The organism is Citromicrobium bathyomarinum (assembly GCA_001306305.2).
GTDB classification, from domain to species: domain Bacteria; phylum Pseudomonadota; class Alphaproteobacteria; order Sphingomonadales; family Sphingomonadaceae; genus Alteriqipengyuania; species Alteriqipengyuania bathyomarina.
This window is the reverse complement of sequence record CP155577.1, coordinates 627,573-646,085: the sequence shown is the minus strand read 5'-3', so window position 1 is coordinate 646,085 and position 18,513 is coordinate 627,573. Positions and strand designations below refer to the sequence as shown.

Below are 18,513 nucleotides of genomic sequence, written 5' to 3'. Positions count from 1 at the left end.
CATAGGGCATAGCGCGATGCTGTTTCCGCTTGCTCGCCCGCTGCTCTTCACGCTCGACCCCGAACGCGCGCACCGCCTGTCGCTTGCCGGGCTCAAGCGCGTGCCGACAGGCCACCCGCCACGCCACGATCCGGCGCTCGGCGTGACCATCGGTGGGGTCACCTTCCCCAGCCCGGTCGGCGTCGCGCCGGGGTACGACAAGGATGCCGAAGTGCCCGACGCGCTGCTGGGGCTGGGCTTCGGCTTCGTCGAGGTCGGCACGATCACCCCGCTGCCGCAGGCGGGCAATCCGAAGCCGCGCCTGTTCCGGCTGGCGGAGGATCGTGCAGTCATCAACCGCATGGGCTTCAACAATGGCGGGGCCGAGGCCGCGCACAGGCGTCTTCGCAAGCGTGCGGGCAGACCGGGGATCGTCGGGATCAACATCGGCGCCAACAAGGACAGCGACGATCGCATCGCCGATTACGCGCTGATGACCGAGCTGATGGCCCCGCTCGCCAGCTATCTGACGATCAACATTTCGAGCCCGAACACACCGGGCCTGCGCGACCTGCAGACGGGCGACGCGCTCAAGCACCTGCTCGATGGCGTGTTCGAGGCACGCGGAGAGCGGGCAACCCCGGTCTTCCTGAAACTCGCGCCCGATCTGGAGCCAAGCGAGATCGACGCGATCGCGAAGGTCGCGCTGGACAGCCCGCTTGCCGCGCTGATTATCTCGAACACCACGCTCGCGCGGCCCGATCTGAAATCGTCCCATGCCGACGAGGCCGGCGGCCTTTCGGGCGCGCCACTCGCGCCGCTCGCGCTCCAGCGGCTCAAGGATTTCCGCAAAGCGACCGGGGGCCAGATTCCGCTGATCGCTGCCGGCGGGATCGACAGCGCCGACGCCGCGTGGGAGCGAATCGTCGCGGGCGCGAGCCTGGTGCAGCTCTATTCCGCGATGGTCTATCACGGGCCGATGCTCGGCCGCCGGATCGCGAAGGGCCTGTCGCAAAGGTTGCGGGCGGAAGGCTTTGCGTCGATTGAGGACGCCATCGGATCGCAAGCTTGAGGATCGCCATGCTCGCCAGAACTTTCACCGGCCCGCTCGCGGGTATCCTTGCCGCCCTCTCGCTCGCAGGCTGCGCGACTGCGCCCGCCACGCCAGTCGAAAGCGCCGCGCCGCAGACAATGCACGGTGCAGTCAGCGCCGCCGATCCGCGCGCGCAGGCAGCGGGCGACGAAATGCTGCGCCGGGGTGGCACCGCGACCGACGCGGCAATCGCGGTAATGCTCGCGCTGACCGTGGTCGAGCCGCAAAGCTCCGGCATCGGCGGCGGCGGCTTCATGGTGCTGGGCGATGCCGATGGCACGGTCACGACCTATGACGGGCGCGAAACCGCACCCGCAGGGGCGACGCCGGACTGGTTCCTCGACAAGGACGGCAAGGTGCCGCCGTTCCGCGATTCGGTGCGCAGCGGGCTGAGCGTCGGCGTCCCGGGCAACCTCGCGCTCGCCGCGAAGGCCCATGCAGAGCACGGCAAGCTGCCTTGGGCGGAGCTGTTCGAACCCGCGATCGCGCTTGCGCGCGACGGCTTCCGCGTCAATCCGCGGCTCAACAAGTCGCTGTCCGACAGCGCCGATACCGGTGCGCGCAGCCATCAGGGCAAGGCGCTGTACTACGATCCGGCAGGCGCGCCGGTCGCGATCGGCGCCACGCTGACCAACCCGGCGCTGGCCCGCGCGCTCGAGAAAATCGCGCAGACCGGGCCCGATGCGTTCTACGACGGCGATCTTGCCGAGCGGATCGCGAAGACGGTCGCCGACGACACACCGCGCAGCGGGGCGATGACCGTGCAGGATATCGAAGGCTATGTCGCGAAGGAGCGCGCGCCGCTGTGCACCCGCTACCGCGCCTATCGCATCTGCGCGATGGGGCCGCCGACCTCGGGCGGGATCGCGGTGATGCAGATCCTCGGCCAGCTGGAGCGGTTCGATCTTGACGCGCTCGGCCCGCGCAATCCGGTGACCTGGCACCTGTTCCTCGAATCCCAGCGGCTCGCCTATGCCGACCGCGAGCTCTACCTCGCGGACAGCGACTTCGTGCCCGTCCCCGCCGCCGGACTGATCGCACCCGATTACCTCGCCCGCCGAGGCGCGCTGATCCTGCCCGGCAGTACTCTGGCCGAAGTGAAGCCCGGCACGCCCGAAGGCGCGGACCTCGCGCTGGCCGATGGCGACGAGCCCGAGGAGCGCGGCACCTCGCATATCGCGGTGGTCGACGATGCAGGCACGATGATCAGCTATACCTCGACCATCGAAAGCGCCTTCGGATCGGGGCTGATGGTCGATGGGTTCTATCTCAACAACGAACTGACCGATTTCAGCCGCTCGCCCACGGTCGACGGGAAGCCTGTCGCCAACCGGGTGGAGGGCGGCAAGCGTCCGCGCAGCTCGATGTCGCCGGTGGTGGTGTACGATCCGGAAGGGCGACCCTTCATGGCGGTCGGCGCGGCGGGCGGCAGCACGATCCCCGTGCAGACCGCGCGCAGCATCATCGGCGTGATCGATTTCGGGCTGGCTCCCGAAGACGCGCTGGGCCTGCCCTTCGTCATGGCGTTCGGCGACAGCGTTCTGCTGGAAGAAGGCACCTGGCTGGCGGACAGCCAGGACGCCTTCCGCTCGCTCGGCCACACCATGCTGACCATTCGCCCCGCGCCGGTGAAGGCAGGGATCGTGGTGCGAGAGGGCGATCGCTGGGTCTCGGCGCGCGATCCGCGGCTCGAAGGGCAGCTGGAACTGCCCTGAGGGCATCGGCCCCCGCGCTTGCCGTAATCCTGCCGGGAGCCTAGATCGCCGCACATAGTTATAAAAATAACGAAACTTGGGAGACGGTGCGGCTTTGACGCAGCTTGAAGAGATCGAACGGGCGAGCAACCTCGTCTCATTGTTCCTGGAACGCGCCGACGCGGGCGGCGACAAGCCCTTCCTCGGGCGCAAGGTCGCGGGCGAGTGGCAGACCATCAGCTGGCGCGAGGCCGCCGATCAGGTGTGCCTGCTGGCGGAAAACCTGCGCGGCCTCGGCCTCAGGGACGGCGACCGGGTCATGCTGGTCAGCGAGAACCGGCCTGAATGGTGCATTTCCGACCTCGCGATCATGGCGGCGGGCTGCATCACGGTGCCCGCCTACACCACCAATACCGAGCGCGACCACGTCCACATCCTCGACAATTCGGGCGCGCGGGCGGTGATCGTCTCCAACGAGAAGCTGTCGGGCCCGCTGATCCCGGCGATCTTCGCGACCGGCATTGCCGAACACATCATCCCGATCGAAAGCGTCCGCGGATACCAGGGCGGGAACCTGGCCTGCCATGGGTGGGAGCGGATGACGCAGGGCGATGCGAAGGCAGCGCGCGCCGCGGTCGATGCGCGGATCGCCAAGATCGGGCGCAGGGACACTGCCTGCATCATCTATACCAGCGGCACCGGCGGCGCACCGCGCGGCGTGTTGCAGCACCATGGCGCGATCCTGTGCAATGTCGCGGGCGCGGCGGATATCCTGATCGACGATTTCGACCTGTCGAACGATGAGCGCTTCCTCTCCTTCCTCCCGCTGAGCCACGCCTACGAACATACCGGCGGGCAATTCCTGCCGATCGGTGTCGGCGCGCAGATCTTCTATGCCGAAGGGCTGGAGAAGCTCGCCAGCAATATCGAGGAGACCAGCCCGACGGTCATGGTCGTCGTGCCGCGCCTGTTCGAGGTGCTGCGCACGCGGATCATGAAGCAGATCGCCAAGCAGGGCGGCGCGGCGAGTTTCCTGCTGGACCGCGCGCTGGAGATAGAGGAGCGGGCCGCCAAGAAGGGCAAGAAGCGCCTGCGCGACAAGCCAATGGATGCGCTGGTCGGCAAGCTTTTGAGGCCCAAGATCCGCCAGAAATTCGGCGGACGGATCAAGGCGATGGTCTCGGGCGGCGCGCCGCTCAACCCCGATGTCGGGATCTTTTTCCAGGCGCTCGGCCTGCCGATGATGCAGGGCTATGGTCAGACCGAGGCGGGGCCCGTGATCAGCTGCAACAGGCCAGCCGCCGGAGTCTCGATGGACACGGTCGGCCCGCCGATGAAGGGGGTCGAGGTCAAGATTGCCGAGGATGGCGAAATCCTGTGCCGGGGCGAACTGGTGATGCACGGATACTGGCAGAACCAGGGCGAGACCGACCGCGCGCTGAAGGACGGCTGGCTGCACACCGGCGATATCGGCCACCTCGACGAGCGGGGCCGGATCGTCATCACCGACCGCAAGAAGGACATGATCGTCAACGACAAGGGCGACAATGTCGCGCCGCAGAAGCTCGAAGGGATGCTGACCCTGCAGCCCGAGATCGGGCAGGCGATGGTCGTCGGCGATCGGCGGCCCTACGTGGTCGGACTGATCGTGCCCGATACCGAATGGGCGCTAGACTGGTGCAATTCGCAGAACAAGTCGCTCGACTGCAAGAAGGTGCTCGAGCTGCCCGAGTTTCGCGCGGAAATCCGCAAGGCGATCGACCGGGTCAATGCCGAACTGTCGGTGGTCGAGAAGGTGCGCGGCTTCGCCTTCGCCGACGAGCCGTTCTCGATCGAGAACGAGGAAATGACGCCGAGCATGAAGATCCGGCGGCACAAGATCAGGGAACGCTACGGCGATCGGCTGAACGCCCTCTATCGCAGCTGAGGGCCGCGGCCATGCGGATCACCGATGAGACGGGGATTCGGACGGTCACGGCGGTGACAGGCCCGGGTTGAGGGCACTGCTCGGCATGGGGCGCCCAAGGTTGATGATACGCCGGTGATCTGACCCAGGGTGGGGGAGCCTTGGGCCGCCCCCCTTTCGTGCGCGTTTTCATGCACCGGCATTCCAGAGAACGCTCGGCTGGCGTCGCGCGGGAAGGTCCGTGTTGCGCCGTTGCGACATTTTTCGAATACTCTGCCATCTGAGGCTTGGCACGCGCGCAGACGAGCGATAACGCGCGCAACCGGCGGTTTTTCGGGGATTGCGCGGATATCGGGGTCGTTATTCGCAATCTGAATGGTGCCGCCGCTTGGACATAAGGATACGTGATGAACACCAATAGTTGCCCAACCGCAACACGCGGGCGTGCGCGCCGATGCGCAATCCTTCTGGGGGGTATTTTGCTTTTCTCGCTGGCCACGCCGGCGCTCGCGCAGGATTCTGCCGTGCTCGAGCGTCTCGAAGCGCTCGAAGACCGGCTCGATGCGCTGCAGAGCGAAAACGAGCAGCTGCGCGCGCAGCTTGAAGACATGCGCGGCGTGAAAACCGCGCAGGGCGATGTCGTCGTCGCGGCGACCGATGCGCAGGTGCCTGCGGCGGCTGCGCAAGCCGAGATACCCGGCACGGCGCGCGTCGCGACGACGGCAGGCTCTGCCGGCCCGGTCGATGTGGTCACCGAAGCCGACGACCCGCGTGAGATGCAGGTGGCGGGGTCGGAGAACTTCGTCGGCACCAATGCGGCCTATGCGTACCAGATGCTCGACCATGCGGAGAACGTGAACACCAAGCCGCTGGTCCAGCTCGCCGCGCTGCAATCGGGCGAACTGACCGACCGGGTCACGCTGTCTGGCGGGATCACAGCGATTGCCAATTACCAGTGGGCGACGGTCGACTCCAAGTTCGGCTACCTCATGCGCCACCCGACCAGCGCCAACCAGCTGGGCGACAATGTCTCCGAAGTGGTGCTGCATTCGGCCAACCTCGCGCTGACCGCGCGGCTGCTGCCCAACGTCACCGGGTATGCGGAGCTGCTCTACGATCCGGAGCAGAGCTTCGGTCAGGGGACGATCACCGCGCTGACGCGCAACCAGATCCAGCTGCGCCGCGGTTGGGTGATGTTCGGCAATCTGGACCAGCTGCCGGTCTATGCGCTGGTCGGCAAGATGGACACGCCCTTCGGGCTCAACGACACGGTCAACCCGTTCACCAATTCGACCAACTGGCACGCTTTCGCAGGGCTGGCCTATGGCGGACAGGTCGGCTTCGTCTCGGGCGGGCTGCATGTGCGCGGGATGATCATCCAGGGTGGCGCGCAGTTCCGGTCGGCAAATGTGCCGGTGCTGGGCACCAGCGTGCCTTCGCGCGCGAACAACTTCGCGGTCGATGCGCGCTACACGATCGACCTTGGCGGGGAAGGCAATGCGCTGATGGCCGGTGCCAGCTACCAGCGCGGGACCGCCTATTGCCAGGACTATCCGGTCACGCACTTCAACCCGTGTCAGGACAACAACCCGGGCATCGCCGCCTATGGCAAGCTCACCTATGGTCCGCTGACGCTGATGGGCGAATATGCGAAGACGACGAAGGAATGGGCGGGCACCGCCGTACCCGATCCGACCAACCCGCTGAGCGTTTATGACGCAGTGAAGCCCGAGGCTTTCACGGTCGGCGGCCGCTTCGGTTTCGGGGCCGAGAGCCTGACCTTGCAGCGTCGCGAATTTGCGCTGTCGGCCGAATTCTCGAAGTTCATTTCGGGTGAGGAAGGCTCCCCGTGGCGGCGGCAGAACCAGATCGTGCTGGGCGGTTCGTGGTTCCCCGCACCGAACGTGAACCTGTTCGGCGAGTTCATCCGCGTGAACGGTTACGTCCCGCTCAACTTCCTGTCGGGGGGCAATTTCCCCGATGGCAGCACCTGGTCGAACCAGGATGCGGATACGAATGTGATTCTGGCAGGCGCGCAGGTCGCGTTCTGACCCGATTGGCCAATCGGGCCGTCAGTGCCGGGCCGCTCGCGAAGAGTGGTCCGGTTCAGGCGGCCTCGTCTGCCAGATCGACATATTCGGGGAAGAAGCTCGGCGGGCGCGAGGACCATGCAGGCGCGGTCGCGGCAGCTTCGCTGAGGCTTTGCAGCAGCAGCTTGCGGCGCGCCGGGCGCAGGTGCGGCATGGCGGCGCCGGCGCAAAACGCGCTCGGCAGCCACGGGCGCACTTCAGGCCCCAGCAGGCGTTCGTAGAGGAAGCGGAAGGGCGAGAAGCCATCGAGCCGTTCCTGTGCCAGATCGAACGCGGCAAGCCGGGAGAGCTGCCCCATGAAGAGGGAGACCGATTCGCCCGCATCCGCGCCAGGCATCGTGTGGCGCAGCACCTTCAGATCCTGATAGGCGACGTACTGGCGGCGGATGTCGACATTCTCGCCCGCGTTACGGGCCCAGAGCTTGAAGGCATCGCACCGTCCCAGCCCGATATCTAGATTGCGGCGGATGAAGCGCTGTTCGCACGGGCTGAACCCGGCGAATTCGCGCATCTCGGCGATGCTCAGGCTGGTGGTGTTGTTCTTCGTCGCCATCGTGCCCCTCCGTGGCCGCCGAGTCGAGGCGGCCCGTTTGTCCGATGAGAGGCATGTTTCCGCGATCTTGGTAAACAAACCGCTAAGCTTGATATCCGGTCTTTCCTCAGCGGCGTCAGATAAGCCCTGCGAGCGGGCTGGAGGGGTCCGCATATTTACGCGTCGCCATGCGTCCGGAGAGGTAGGCGTCGCGCCCGGCCTGCACCGCCCGGCGCATCGCCCGGGCCATGCGAATCGGGTCTTTAGCCTCGGCGATCGCGGTGTTCATCAGGATCCCGTCGCAGCCCAGCTCCATGCCGACCGCCGCATCCGACGCGGTGCCGACACCGGCATCGACCAGCACCGGCACACTCGCACCTTCGACGATCAGGCGTATGGTCACGCGGTTCTGGATGCCCAGGCCACTGCCGATCGGCGCGCCCAGCGGCATGATCGCGACCGCGCCCGCTTCCTCTAGCTGCTTGGCGGCGATGGGATCGTCCGCGCAATAAACCATCGGGTGGAAGCCTTCCTTGGCCAGCGTCTCGGTCGCGCGCAGGGTCTCGCGCATGTCGGGGTAGAGCGTCTTCGCCTCGCCCAGCACCTCCAGCTTGACCAGATCCCAGCCGCCCGCCTCGCGGGCGAGACGCAGCGTGCGCACCGCCTCGTCGGCAGTGAAGCAGCCCGCGGTGTTGGGCAGGTATGTGACCTTCTTCGGGTCGATGAAATCGGTCAGCATCGGCTGATTGGGGTCGGACACGTTCACGCGCCGCACCGCGACGGTGACGATCTCCGCCCCGCTCGCCTCCAGCGCAGCGGCGTTCTGCGCGAAGTCCTTGTACTTGCCGGTGCCCACGATCAGGCGAGAGCGGAAGGTGCGCCCGGCGACACTCCACGTGTCATCGTCGTGCGCCGCATGGTCGCCTCCGCCCACGAAGTGCACGATCTCCAGCGAATCGCCATCGGTCAGCGCGATCTCGGCCAGCTGCGATCGCGGTGCGATCTCGCCATTATGCTCGACCGCGACCTTTTCGGGTGCAAGGCCGAGTTCGCGCACTAGCGCGGCGATGTCGGGGGCGGTGGTGGTGCGGCTCTCGCCGTTCAGCTGGATGGATCTGGTGTCGCTCATGGCCGGGCGACTTGGGGCCTCAGCGCCGTTCGCGCAAGACAATGCCGTGCCTGTGGTCGCTCGAACTGCGCAGGTTGAGCACGTGGCCAAGCGAAACCAGCGCCACGCCGATGATCGTCAGCGCGGCTTCTTCCACCCCGTGCGGCGCAGCCAGCGCACCGCCCATGAAGGTGAGCCCGGTCATCGCGATCACGAAGGGCATCCGCCGCTTGTGCCGCACCGCGCCGATACCGATCGCGACGCCGGCGATGATCGTCGCGGCGGCAAGGCCCCACCAGTGCAGTTCGGGCGCGAGCAGCCAGCCACCCGCGAGGCCCAGCGAGGAAATCACCACGATGGTCAGCACGCAGTGCACCACGCACAGCGCGGACAGGGCGATACCCATCGCATCGAGACGGACACGATTCGAGAGACTGCGGATGTCCATTGCCAGCCAAGTATGTGACGTTGTTTTATTTTGCAAGATAACCGGGGCGAAAATTCAGCCCTGACGCAGGTTTGCGTGCTTGCAACTGGGCGCGCGGGCACGCATTCAGGCGCCATGGCAAGCCTGTTATCCCGCCGCCCCGACACCCCGCGCATGATCGACACCGCCCGCCCCGGATGGCTCGCGTGGTGGCTGATTGTGGTGGCCGTGCTGGTGGTTACGATCGTGGCGGTTGGCGGCATTACCCGGCTGACCGAATCCGGCCTTTCGATCACCCAGTGGGACCCGGTCACAGGCGTGCTGCCGCCGCTCAGCGAACAGGCATGGCAGGCGGAGTTCGCGAGATATCAGGCGACCCCGGAATATCGGCTTGAGGCGGGGCCTGCGGGCATGACGCTATCCGACTTCAAAGGGATTTTCTTCTGGGAATGGTTCCACCGTCTGCTCGGGCGACTGATCGGAATGGTGTTTGCGCTACCCCTGATCTTCGCCTGGGTGCGCGGATGGATTCCGCGGGGCTACAAGCCTCGGCTGCTCGCGCTGCTCGCGCTGGGCGGCCTGCAGGGCGTGTTCGGCTGGCTGATGGTCCGTTCCGGCCTCGGCGGCGAGATGACCGACGTGAGCCATTTCTGGCTTTCGATCCACCTCGGCACCGCGCTGATTACGCTGGCGGGGCTGGTGTGGACCGCGCTCGACCTGCGCACGCTAAAGCGCGATCCGCGCGCACGACCGGCGCGGCTGCCCCCGTTCGCCGCGCTGGCGGGCGTGGTTCTGTTTATCCAGATCGTGCTGGGTGCGTGGGTCGCGGGGCTTAACGCGGGGCTGGCGTCGAATACCTGGCCGCTGATGCAGGGTCGCTTCCTGCCCGAGGCGAATTGGGCGCAGGGCGCGTTCTGGGCCTTCACGCATGATCCCTTCCTGCTGCACTTCCTCCACCGCTGGTTCGCGTGGATCGCCTTCGCGGCGCTTGTCTGGCTCGGCCTGCAAGCCTCCCGGCGGGAGGGGATCGCGGGCAAGGCTCTGCTGGTGATCGTCTGCACGCAGGTTCTGCTGGGGATCGTCACGGTCGTCACGGGAGTGTCGATCTGGGTCGCGGTCGCCCACCAGGTGACCGGTGCCCTTCTGGTCGCCGCCACTGCCGCCTCGGCCCACTCGCTGGGCCAACGGACCAGCAGGATGGAGGGGCTCGCCGCGTGAGCGCGCTGATATACACCGTGTTCGCCACTCGAGAGGACGCCCGCGCGGTCGCCTCGCAACTGCTGGACGAGCGGCTGATTGCCTGTGCCAATGTGATCGGCCGGATCAAGTCGCTGTTCGAATGGGATGGCGAGCGCGGCGAGGGCGAGGAGATCGCGATCCTGTTCAAGACCAATGCCGAGCGGCTGGACGATGCCGTCGCGCGTCTGGAAACGCTGCACCAATATGAAGCGCCCGCCATTCTCGGTTGGCGCGCGGACAGCGCTGGCAAGGCCACGACGGCCTGGCTGGCGGCGCTGGGCGGTTAGCCAAGATGGAGCGGCGCGGCTTTCTGACGGGGCTTGGTCTGGTCGGGTTTGCGCCGCTTGCCCTCCACCCCGCTTCGCTGCTCGCCGCGCGCGCCGTTCCTCAGGGCGAATTCCGGCTGGAGCGCGTGCTGCGGCGCGACCTGTTCGACGGCAAGGCAATCATCGTCAATCGCGGCTGGCTGATCCGGTTCGATGCGGCGGCTCGCGGCGGTGTTGAAGTGACCGGGGAGCAGGTGACGAGCGTGGTCGAGGCGCCGCCAGCGCTCGCCGCACTCGCCCGGCTGGAGGAGCAGCGCGCAGCCAGCCTGCTGCCCCTGCGGCTCTCGGCCAGCGGGACGATCGTGGATCTGCCCGGCGATCGCGCGCTCGATCCTCTCCCCGACACGGTAATCGAGGCTGCGGCAGACTATGTGGCGGGCCATTCGTCCGCACCCGCCGTGGACCTGAACGTGCGGCAATTCGTCACCCAGCTTTCGCAGCGGCAGATGGGCTGGCTTTCGCACCTGCCACCTGACCTCCTCTTTCCAGCCCCCCGGGACAGGACGGCGACCCGCGAGATCGCCCTGGCGGATGGCGGGCAGGGCCGGGTCGAACTGCGCGAAATGGCGCTGGCAGCCCCGGCATCCGGGCTGCTCGAAAGCTTCGTGCGCGAAGCGATTACAACGGTTGGCGAGAGTTCGCGCAGCGCCGCCGAAACTTGGCGGCTATACGACACGGTATCATAATACCTCTTCTCTAACCCCCGAGATTGCTTGACTTGGGAGGCCTTTGGACGCATTAGCGCGCTCCACGACCGGCTGGGCGAATCGGCGAAACACGCGTTTCATCCTCCGGCGAGACCCCCCTAATTCTCGAGGGACACGATAGCCATGAAGGCGCTCAGCAAGATGACCCGGTCGATCAAGCCGGCCGAGGTCGAAAAGAACTGGTATGTAATCGACGCGGAAGGCCTGGTTGTTGGCCGCCTCGCCTCGATCGTTGCGAACATCCTGCGCGGCAAGCACAAGCCGAGCTACACCCCGCACGTCGATTGCGGTGATCACGTGATCATCCTCAATGCGGACAAGGTGAAGTTCACCGGCCGCAAGATGGGCAACAAGAAGTATTACAAGCACACCGGCTATGCCGGCGGCATCAAGGAAACCACGCCCGCCAAGATCCTCGAGGGCAAGTTCCCCGAGCGCGTGGTGGAAAAGGCTGTCGAGCGGATGATTCCGCGCGGGCCGCTTGGTCGCCAGCAGATGAAGGCGCTGCACCTGTATGCCGGCACCGAGCATCCGCATGACGGGCAGAAGCCCGAGGTGCTCGACGTTGCTTCGATGAACCGCAAGAACAAGGCTCTCGCATAATGGCCGACGACAAGAACCAGAACGAATCGCAAGGGTCCGAAAAGGCCGAGAGCGTGCGCGATCTCGCCGATCTCGCGAACATCGCGGGTGATGCGCCTGCTGCCGACGCCGCCGTGGTTGCCGAAAGCACCGCGCCGCTGCGCGAGCAGGAGCTGGACCAGCATGGCCGCGCCTACGCCACCGGTCGCCGCAAGGACGCGGTCGCCCGCGTGTGGATCAAGCCGGGCAAGGGCACGATCACGATCAACGGCAAGGAGCAGGAAACCTATTTCGCACGTCCGACTCTGCGCCTCGTGATCAACCAGCCGTTCGCGATCACCGATCGCGAAGGCCAGTACGACGTGATCGCCACCGTTCGCGGCGGCGGCCTGTCGGGCCAGGCCGGTGCGGTGAAGCACGGCATCGCACAGGCTCTGTCCAAGTACGAGCCCGCGCTGCGCGGCACGGTCAAGGCGGCAGGCTTCCTGACCCGCGACAGCCGCGTGGTCGAGCGTAAGAAGTACGGCCGTGCCAAGGCACGTCGTAGCTTCCAGTTCTCGAAGCGCTAAGCTACAAGAACAACGGATCACCAGGAGGGGCGGTGCCGCGAGGCGCCGCCCTTTTTGTTTGGGAAACTGGTTTTTCGCGTGCGCGGATCAACTCACCGGCGGATCGGTGCGCGGAACAGCGCCGACGGGCGCGACCGGTTCGCCCTCTTCGCGCGGCGGATGCGCGTCCTCGGGGACGTCGTCGATCTTCATCGCCTCGTCCTCGATGTTCTCGAGATTGCGGATATGCACCCGCAGCGTCTCGCCATCCCAGCGCAGTTCGTTGAAGCTCGGCGGGGTGGAGCGCAGGCGCTGCGACAGCGTGCCCGCGCCGATCATGCGGACCGGGCCATGGGGCGTGTCCTCCATGATCTCGAACGCGTCGTGGACATGCCCGGACAGCACGCCGAGCACATTGCGCTTCGCCAGTTCAGCCAGCGCATTCGAGCCGCCGCGGGTCATCGCGGTGCCTTGCGTACCGACTTCGCGCAAAGGGTGATGCACGGTCACCAGCGCGCGGGTGCCAGCGGGCAGTGCGTCGATCCGCGCGAGGCAGTCCTCCAGCGCGCGGCCCGTGACCCACCCCTTGGACCAGTTGAAGCGGGGCTGCGCGCGGACCGCGGTTTTTAGCGGCACCAGCGCGATCCCCGGCAGGTCGATCTCCCGCTCGACAATCTCCGTAAGCCGCCCGAACCGCTTGTAGGGCGTTACAAACCGCTCGATCAGGTTGAAATAGGGCATGTCGTGATTGCCGACATCGAGCGTGGCGGGGGCCTGCAGGGTCCCGATCCACTCTTCCGCCGCGCGAAATTCGTGGTGGCGCGCACGCATCGTCAGGTCGCCGGTTATCGCGACCGCATCGGGCCTCAGCCGCGCGACCTCGGCAGCGAACCAGTCGAGCGCCTCGTTGTTTTCGAGCCCGAAGTGAATGTCGCTGACGTGAAACAGCAGCGTGTCGGCCATCGGGTCAGTCCTCTTGCGCCAGTGTCGCGATCAGATCGACGGGGCTTTTCTCGAGCGCGAATGTCTCGGTCGCATCGCCATGGGCAGGCTCGCCGTCAAGCAGCAGGTCGAGCGGCTGAGCCCCAGTGCTGGCGAGCGTTACCTCCTGAAACGGGCCGAAGGTATCGTGCGGTCCCTCGCGAAATTCCTGCCGCAACAGCGCCCAGGTCTGGGCGACGAAATCAGCCCCGGTCCGCGCGTGGTACGCGGCAATATCGATGCCTCCCGCATGCGGCATCAGCTCCAGAATCGGGTAGCCTTCGGGCGCGCCCGTATCGGGCTGCCGGATCAGCACGGGCGGCTGGCCGGCTGTGTTCTGAATCGCGGCACCCGCCGCCGCCAGCATCCCACCGGCATCGGCCGCGCGCAGCGCCTCGCGCACCTCGTTCCAGCTGGTCCCGGGGCCGACCAGCAGCCCGGCCAGCGCGATGCCCTTTGACGAGCGGATGATCTGCGGCCGGACCCGGCGCGCCTTTCCGGTGGAGAACGCCTCGATTACCTCGTGGACCCCGGCCTCTCCATGGACCCGCTTGGGCAGAAGATTCTGCGTACCGCCCGGCAGCGGCAGGACCGCCCCACCCCATCCCGCGAGCTGCGCGACCACCGCATTGATCGTGCCGTCACCGCCCAAAGCGACGACGGTGTCGATACCGCGCTGGTCGAGTTGCGCAACCGAAGGAATCTCTTCGGAAGGGAAGGTCGTACGCTCGGCGATGCACAGGCTGGATCGCTCGCACGCCTGGTGCAGATCGGCGAGCAGCTCTTCGCGCACCGATCCGCTGCCTTCGTTCGTAATCAACCAGATATCGCGGGATATACTCATGATGGTCGAATGCCCCGTGAGCGGGCCCGTTCCGTCACCCCCGGCTGTCACTGGGCAAGATCGGCCGTCGCAACCGAACCGGGCGAGTCGTTCTGCTGCACCAGCAGCTTGTCGATCTTGCGCCCGTCCATGTCGACCACTTCGAACTGCCAGCCCTGGTGGGTGAAGACCTCGCCCTCCTCGGGCAGATGCTTGAGCACGGAGAGCGCAAATCCGGCGGCGGTGGCGAATTCGCGATCCTCGCCGTAATCCAGCGCCAGCCGGTCGCCGAGCGATTCCGCATCGAGACTGCCGGAGATCAGCAGCGATCCATCCGCGCGCTCGATCACCTCGGGTATCTCGCCCTGATCCTTGTCGCTTTCGAACTGGCCGACGATCGCGGTGAGCAGGTCGATCGGGGTCACGATCCCGTCGAGATGCCCGTATTCGTCGTGGACCATGGCCATCGCCACTTCGGCCTGCTGAAGCACGCGCAGCGCATCCATCGCGTCGAGCTGGTCGGGCACCACCTCCACCCGCTTGGCCAGGTCGGTCAGCTTGAACGGCTGCCCGGTCAGCATCGCGGCAAGCACTTCGCGCACCTTGACCACGCCGACAACCTTGTCGGCAGAGCCTTCCGCCACCGGCAGCAGCGAGTGCGGCGTGTCGCCGATGGTCGCCTCGATCTCGGCCCGGTCGGCATCGGCATCGATCCAGTCGAGCTCGGTGCGCGGAGTCATCACTTCGCGCACAGGGCGATCGGCCAGCCTCACCACGCCTTTCAGGATGGCGCTCTGGTCAGCCTCCAGCACTCCGCTGCGGGTCGCTTCGGCAAACAGCATCTGCAGTTCTTCGGCGGTGACGCTGTTCTGCCCACCCGGACGCACGCCGAACAGGCGGACGATGGTGGCGGAGGAGAAATCGAGCACCCACACCACCGGCGCGGCAATCGTCGCGAGCCATTTCATCGGCTGCGCCATGACCATCGCGATCCGGTCGGCCGAGCGCAGGGCGAGCTGCTTGGGCACCAGTTCGCCGATCACCAGGCTGGCATAGGTGGTCAGCACGATCACCAGAATGAAGCCGACCTGCTCCGCGCGGTCGGCCGACAGCCCCAGCGGATCGCCGATTCGTTCGCCCACCGGGCCGCCCAGGCTCGCGCCCGAGTAAGCGCCGGCAATGATCCCGACCAAGGTGATCCCGATCTGCACGGTGGAGAGGAACTTGCCCGGATCGCCCGCCAGCTCCAGTGCGGTTGCCGCGGCAACGCTGCCGCCCTCCGCCTTGGCCTGCAGGCGGGTGTGCTTGGCCGAAACGATCGCCAGCTCCGACATCGCGAAGACGCCGTTGAGCACGATCAATCCGGCAATGATGATCAGGTCTGTCCAGGGGAAAGGTGTCACGGTGTCTGCCGCGCTAGCACAAATCTTGCGCCGCGCCAGCCGTGAACCGGCTTGTGCAGGCCGCCGGGAACAAGCGGGAAGCGGGCGGCGTTGACGAACCGGCTAGCGTGGGTGGGACGCGAAGCCCGCACTTGCGCCCGAGGGGGCGCGCATAAAAAACCACAAAGGGATACCAAGTTCATGAAAACCCCCCGTCTTATTCTCTCGTCGGTAGCCATTGCGGCGCTGGTGAGCACCTCCGCCTGCGTTACCGACCCCAACACAGGTGAGCAGAAGGTTTCGCGCACCGCGATCGGCGCGGCAGTCGGCGGTACGCTGGGCTACCTGCTCGGCGACATCATCGGCGGCGGCGCGGCCCGCATCATCGGTGCCGGCATCGGCGGTTCCGCCGGCGCAGTGCTGGGCGACCAGTTCGACGACCAGATCCGCGAGCTTGACGAGCAGACCGCCGGCAGCGGCGTCGATGTCGAGGAAATCGGCGATCAGGACGCGATTCTCGTGCGCCTGCCCGACGGCGTGACCTTCGCTACCAACTCGGCGAACATCAACCCGAGCTTCCAGCGCACGCTCGACACCGTGGCGCAGAGCATGATCCGCTACCCCAACTCGCTGATCGACGTGTACGGCTTCACCGACACCACCGGCAGCCCGAGCTACAACCAGCAGCTGTCCGAACAGCGCGCCCAAGCGGTCGCCAATTACCTCGTCTCGCAGGGTGTCTCGCGCGCCCGCATCGCGACCCGCGGCTATGGTGAAGACCCGCAGTACCTGCGCGTTCGCACCGGCGACAACGTGAACGAGCCGCTCAACCGCCGGGTCGAGATCAAGATCGTTCCGATCAGTCAGGAAGAAGTGGCCGCCGCGCGCCGCTAACTTCCGCCGCTACGGCATCGAATATCAGGAGGGCCGGCGCAGCGATGCGTCGGCCCTTTTCTGTCGCTCGCGCTATCGGGCCTTGCTCTGGGCGAGCAGTTCGCGCGCCCGCTGGCCGAAATGCTCGATCGCCGGCTCGCGCAGCGTGGGCGCGCATACCAGCAGCCCGAAACTGCGCGGATCGCGCTTGTTGTAGCCGAGTGGCTGGCCGAAAATATCGCTCACCGAAGCGCCTGCCTCGCGCGCGATCAGGGTCGCGGCGGCAATATCCCACTCGTAGCCCCAGCGCATGGTGGCCAGCAGGTCCGCCTGGCCCGCGGCGACCATCGCGGCGCGCAGGGCGATGCCGTTGGGCTGCTCGACCTTCGTGAAGCCACGATCGTCTTTGGCCAGATCATTGGCGGGAATGCGCGCACCATCCAGCTGTTCGCGCCGCGACGTGGCGAGCGCCTCTCCGTTGAGGGTCGCGCCGCGTCCTGCCGTGGCCCGCCAGCTTTCCTCGCGCGCGGGCGCTTCGAGCGCCGCGATCAGCGATCTGCCCGAGGATACCAGCGCGACCGATACCGCCCAGCCGCTGCGCCCGCGGATGAAGTCGCGGGTGCCATCGATCGGGTCGACCACCCACACCAGCCGGTCGTCCAGCCGCTCGGCATTCTCGGCGCTCTCTTCGGATAGCCAGCCCGCGCTGGGCAGCAGGGCCCCCAGTTCTCGCTTCAGGAAGGTGTCGACCTCCAGATCGGCTTCGCACACCGGATCATTGGTGCCCTTGTCCCACACCTCCACGCTGTTTCCGGCTCCGGGCCAGCGATTCATGGCGATTCGTCCCGCTTCGCGCAGGATGGCTTCAAGGCGGGGATAGTCGATCATAACTGGCACTTGGCATGTGCGTCCGGTTCTCGCCCTTTTCAAGCGGGCGCATCCATGCTTAGGCGCCCCACGAATACCTATATCACGCTGTCAGCCACGAAGGACGCACCGCCCCATGAACATTCACGAGTATCAGGCCAAGGAACTGCTTGCCGAGCACGGAATCGCCATCCCCAAGGGCATCCCTGCGATGAACGTCGAAGAAGCCGTCGCGGGCGCCAAGCAGCTGCCCGGCCCGCTTTATGTCGTGAAGGCGCAGATCCATGCCGGTGGTCGCGGCAAGGGCAAGTTCAAGGAACTGGGCCCTGACGCGAAGGGCGGCGTGCGCCTCGCCAAGTCGATCGAAGAGGTCGAAGAGGCCGCGCGCGAAATGCTCGGCAACACGCTGGTCACCGTGCAGACCGGCGATGCGGGCAAGGAAGTGAACCGCCTCTACGTCACCGATGGCGTCGACATCGCGAAGGAATACTACCTCGCGCTGCTGGTCGACCGGGCAAGCGGCGAAGTCGCCATCGTTGCCTCGACCGAAGGCGGGATGGACATCGAAACCGTCGCGCACGAAACGCCCGAGCGGATCACCACCATCACCATCGACCCGGCGCAGGGCTTCATGCCGCACCACGGCCGCGCGGTGGCCTTCGCGCTGAAGCTGGAAGGCGATCTCAACAAGCAGGCGCAGAAGCTCTCCAAGCAGCTCTACGAAGCCTTCCTCGCCTATGACTGCGCGATGCTGGAGATCAATCCGCTGGTCGAAACTGAAGACGGCAACCTGCTGGTGCTCGACACCAAGATGAGCTTCGATTCGAACGCGATGTATCGCCAGAAGGAAGTCGAAAAGCTGCGCGACGTCACCGAGGAAGACGAAGCCGAGGTGGAAGCGAGCGAATACGACCTCGCCTACATCAAGCTCGACGGCAATATCGGCTGCATGGTCAACGGCGCCGGCCTCGCCATGGCGACGATGGACATCATCAAGCTCAACGGCGCGTTCCCGGCCAACTTCCTCGACGTTGGCGGCGGTGCCAACAAGGAGAAGGTGACCGCGGCGTTCAAGCTGATCCTGAAGGACCCGGCTGTCGAAGGCATCCTGGTCAACATCTTCGGCGGGATCATGAAGTGCGACGTGATCGCCGACGGCATCGTCGCGGCGGCCAAGGAAGTGAACATCCAGGTTCCGCTGGTGGTTCGCCTCGAAGGCACGAACGTCGAAAAGGGCAAGGAAATCCTCGCCAATTCCGGCCTCGCGATCGTGCCCGCAGACGATCTGGGCGATGCCGCCAAGAAGATCGTGGCCGAGGTCAACAAGGCCAAGTAAGCCCGGACCCATCATTCGGT

At 66.2% G+C, this 18,513-nt stretch carries 18 protein-coding genes; 11 read left to right on the top strand and 7 right to left on the bottom strand.

Annotated features, from left to right (window positions below; translation table 11 throughout):
• Window positions 1-16 precede the first annotated feature (16 nt).
• The 4 genes from VO57_003270 (at window position 17) to VO57_003255 (ending at window position 6,723) form a co-directional block, all read left to right on the top strand.
• Window positions 17-1,051, top strand: a complete 1,035-nt coding sequence (locus tag VO57_003270) for a quinone-dependent dihydroorotate dehydrogenase (GenBank protein ID XBL70376.1) — start codon at window positions 17-19, stop codon at window positions 1,049-1,051.
• Window positions 1,052-1,059: 8 nt separating this feature from the next.
• Window positions 1,060-2,787 (top strand): gamma-glutamyltransferase, encoded by a 1,728-nt coding sequence (ggt, locus tag VO57_003265; protein ID XBL70375.1) that lies wholly within the window; start codon window positions 1,060-1,062, stop codon window positions 2,785-2,787.
• Between the two features lie 94 nt (window positions 2,788-2,881).
• Entirely contained in the window at window positions 2,882-4,693 is a 1,812-nt protein-coding gene (locus tag VO57_003260; protein XBL70374.1) for a long-chain fatty acid--CoA ligase, read from the top strand.
• A gap of 503 nt (window positions 4,694-5,196) precedes the next feature.
• On the top strand, window positions 5,197-6,723 hold the full coding sequence (locus tag VO57_003255; GenBank protein ID XBL70373.1) for a hypothetical protein: 1,527 nt from the start codon (window positions 5,197-5,199) through the stop codon (window positions 6,721-6,723).
• 55 nt (window positions 6,724-6,778) lie between these two features.
• Here VO57_003255 and VO57_003250 read toward each other — a convergent pair whose 3' ends face one another.
• The 3 genes from VO57_003250 to VO57_003240 all read right to left on the bottom strand — a co-directional run bounded on the left by VO57_003250 (window position 6,779) and on the right by VO57_003240 (window position 8,850).
• Entirely contained in the window at window positions 6,779-7,315 is a 537-nt protein-coding gene (locus tag VO57_003250; protein XBL70372.1) for a hypothetical protein, read from the bottom strand.
• Between the two features lie 115 nt (window positions 7,316-7,430).
• Window positions 7,431-8,423 (bottom strand): sulfur carrier protein ThiS, encoded by a 993-nt coding sequence (gene thiS, locus VO57_003245; GenBank protein XBL70371.1) that lies wholly within the window; start codon window positions 8,421-8,423, stop codon window positions 7,431-7,433.
• A gap of 19 nt (window positions 8,424-8,442) precedes the next feature.
• A complete protein-coding gene (locus VO57_003240) occupies window positions 8,443-8,850 on the bottom strand; it encodes a MerC domain-containing protein (protein XBL70370.1) in 408 nt (135 codons plus the stop codon).
• 114 nt (window positions 8,851-8,964) lie between these two features.
• Here VO57_003240 and VO57_003235 point away from each other — a divergent pair, with 114 nt between their 5' ends.
• From VO57_003235 to rpsI, 5 genes are all read left to right on the top strand, one after another.
• Entirely contained in the window at window positions 8,965-10,047 is a 1,083-nt protein-coding gene (locus tag VO57_003235; GenBank protein XBL70369.1) for a COX15/CtaA family protein, read from the top strand.
• The gene (gene cutA / locus VO57_003230) at window positions 10,044-10,355 is read left to right on the top strand and encodes a divalent-cation tolerance protein CutA (GenBank protein ID XBL70368.1); all 312 of its coding nucleotides are present in this window, start codon (window positions 10,044-10,046) and stop codon (window positions 10,353-10,355) included. Before VO57_003235 ends, cutA begins: the two co-directional genes overlap by 4 nt.
• 5 nt (window positions 10,356-10,360) lie before the next feature.
• Window positions 10,361-11,080, top strand: a complete 720-nt coding sequence (locus tag VO57_003225) for a hypothetical protein (protein XBL70367.1) — start codon at window positions 10,361-10,363, stop codon at window positions 11,078-11,080.
• Window positions 11,081-11,224: 144 nt separating this feature from the next.
• The gene (gene rplM / locus VO57_003220) at window positions 11,225-11,704 is read left to right on the top strand and encodes a 50S ribosomal protein L13 (GenBank protein ID XBL70366.1); all 480 of its coding nucleotides are present in this window, start codon (window positions 11,225-11,227) and stop codon (window positions 11,702-11,704) included.
• Window positions 11,704-12,252 (top strand): 30S ribosomal protein S9, encoded by a 549-nt coding sequence (gene rpsI / locus VO57_003215; GenBank protein XBL70365.1) that lies wholly within the window; start codon window positions 11,704-11,706, stop codon window positions 12,250-12,252. The genes rplM and rpsI overlap by 1 nt, the downstream gene beginning before the upstream one ends.
• An 87-nt stretch (window positions 12,253-12,339) precedes the next feature.
• Here the strand turns inward: rpsI and VO57_003210 are convergent, their stop codons facing one another.
• Genes VO57_003210 through VO57_003200 form a run of 3 tightly spaced genes read right to left on the bottom strand, consistent with a single transcriptional unit; the run spans window position 12,340 to window position 15,438 of the window.
• Window positions 12,340-13,194, bottom strand: coding sequence for a metallophosphoesterase (locus tag VO57_003210; protein XBL70364.1), 855 nt, complete (start codon window positions 13,192-13,194; stop codon window positions 12,340-12,342).
• 4 nt (window positions 13,195-13,198) lie between these two features.
• The gene (locus VO57_003205) at window positions 13,199-14,056 is read right to left on the bottom strand and encodes a diacylglycerol kinase family protein (protein ID XBL70363.1); all 858 of its coding nucleotides are present in this window, start codon (window positions 14,054-14,056) and stop codon (window positions 13,199-13,201) included.
• 47 nt (window positions 14,057-14,103) lie between these two features.
• Window positions 14,104-15,438, bottom strand: coding sequence for a hemolysin family protein (locus tag VO57_003200; GenBank protein XBL70362.1), 1,335 nt, complete (start codon window positions 15,436-15,438; stop codon window positions 14,104-14,106).
• A gap of 180 nt (window positions 15,439-15,618) precedes the next feature.
• Between VO57_003200 and VO57_003195 the strand changes: the two genes are divergently transcribed.
• Window positions 15,619-16,311, top strand: coding sequence for an OmpA family protein (locus VO57_003195; GenBank protein XBL70361.1), 693 nt, complete (start codon window positions 15,619-15,621; stop codon window positions 16,309-16,311).
• Window positions 16,312-16,383: 72 nt separating this feature from the next.
• Here VO57_003195 and VO57_003190 read toward each other — a convergent pair whose 3' ends face one another.
• Window positions 16,384-17,178 (bottom strand): 3'(2'),5'-bisphosphate nucleotidase CysQ, encoded by a 795-nt coding sequence (locus VO57_003190; GenBank protein ID XBL70360.1) that lies wholly within the window; start codon window positions 17,176-17,178, stop codon window positions 16,384-16,386.
• A 115-nt stretch (window positions 17,179-17,293) separates the two neighbouring features.
• Here VO57_003190 and sucC point away from each other — a divergent pair, with 115 nt between their 5' ends.
• Complete coding sequence (gene sucC, locus VO57_003185) at window positions 17,294-18,493, top strand: ADP-forming succinate--CoA ligase subunit beta (GenBank protein XBL70359.1); 1,200 nt, start codon at window positions 17,294-17,296, stop codon at window positions 18,491-18,493.
• The last annotated feature ends 20 nt before the right edge of the window (window positions 18,494-18,513 follow it).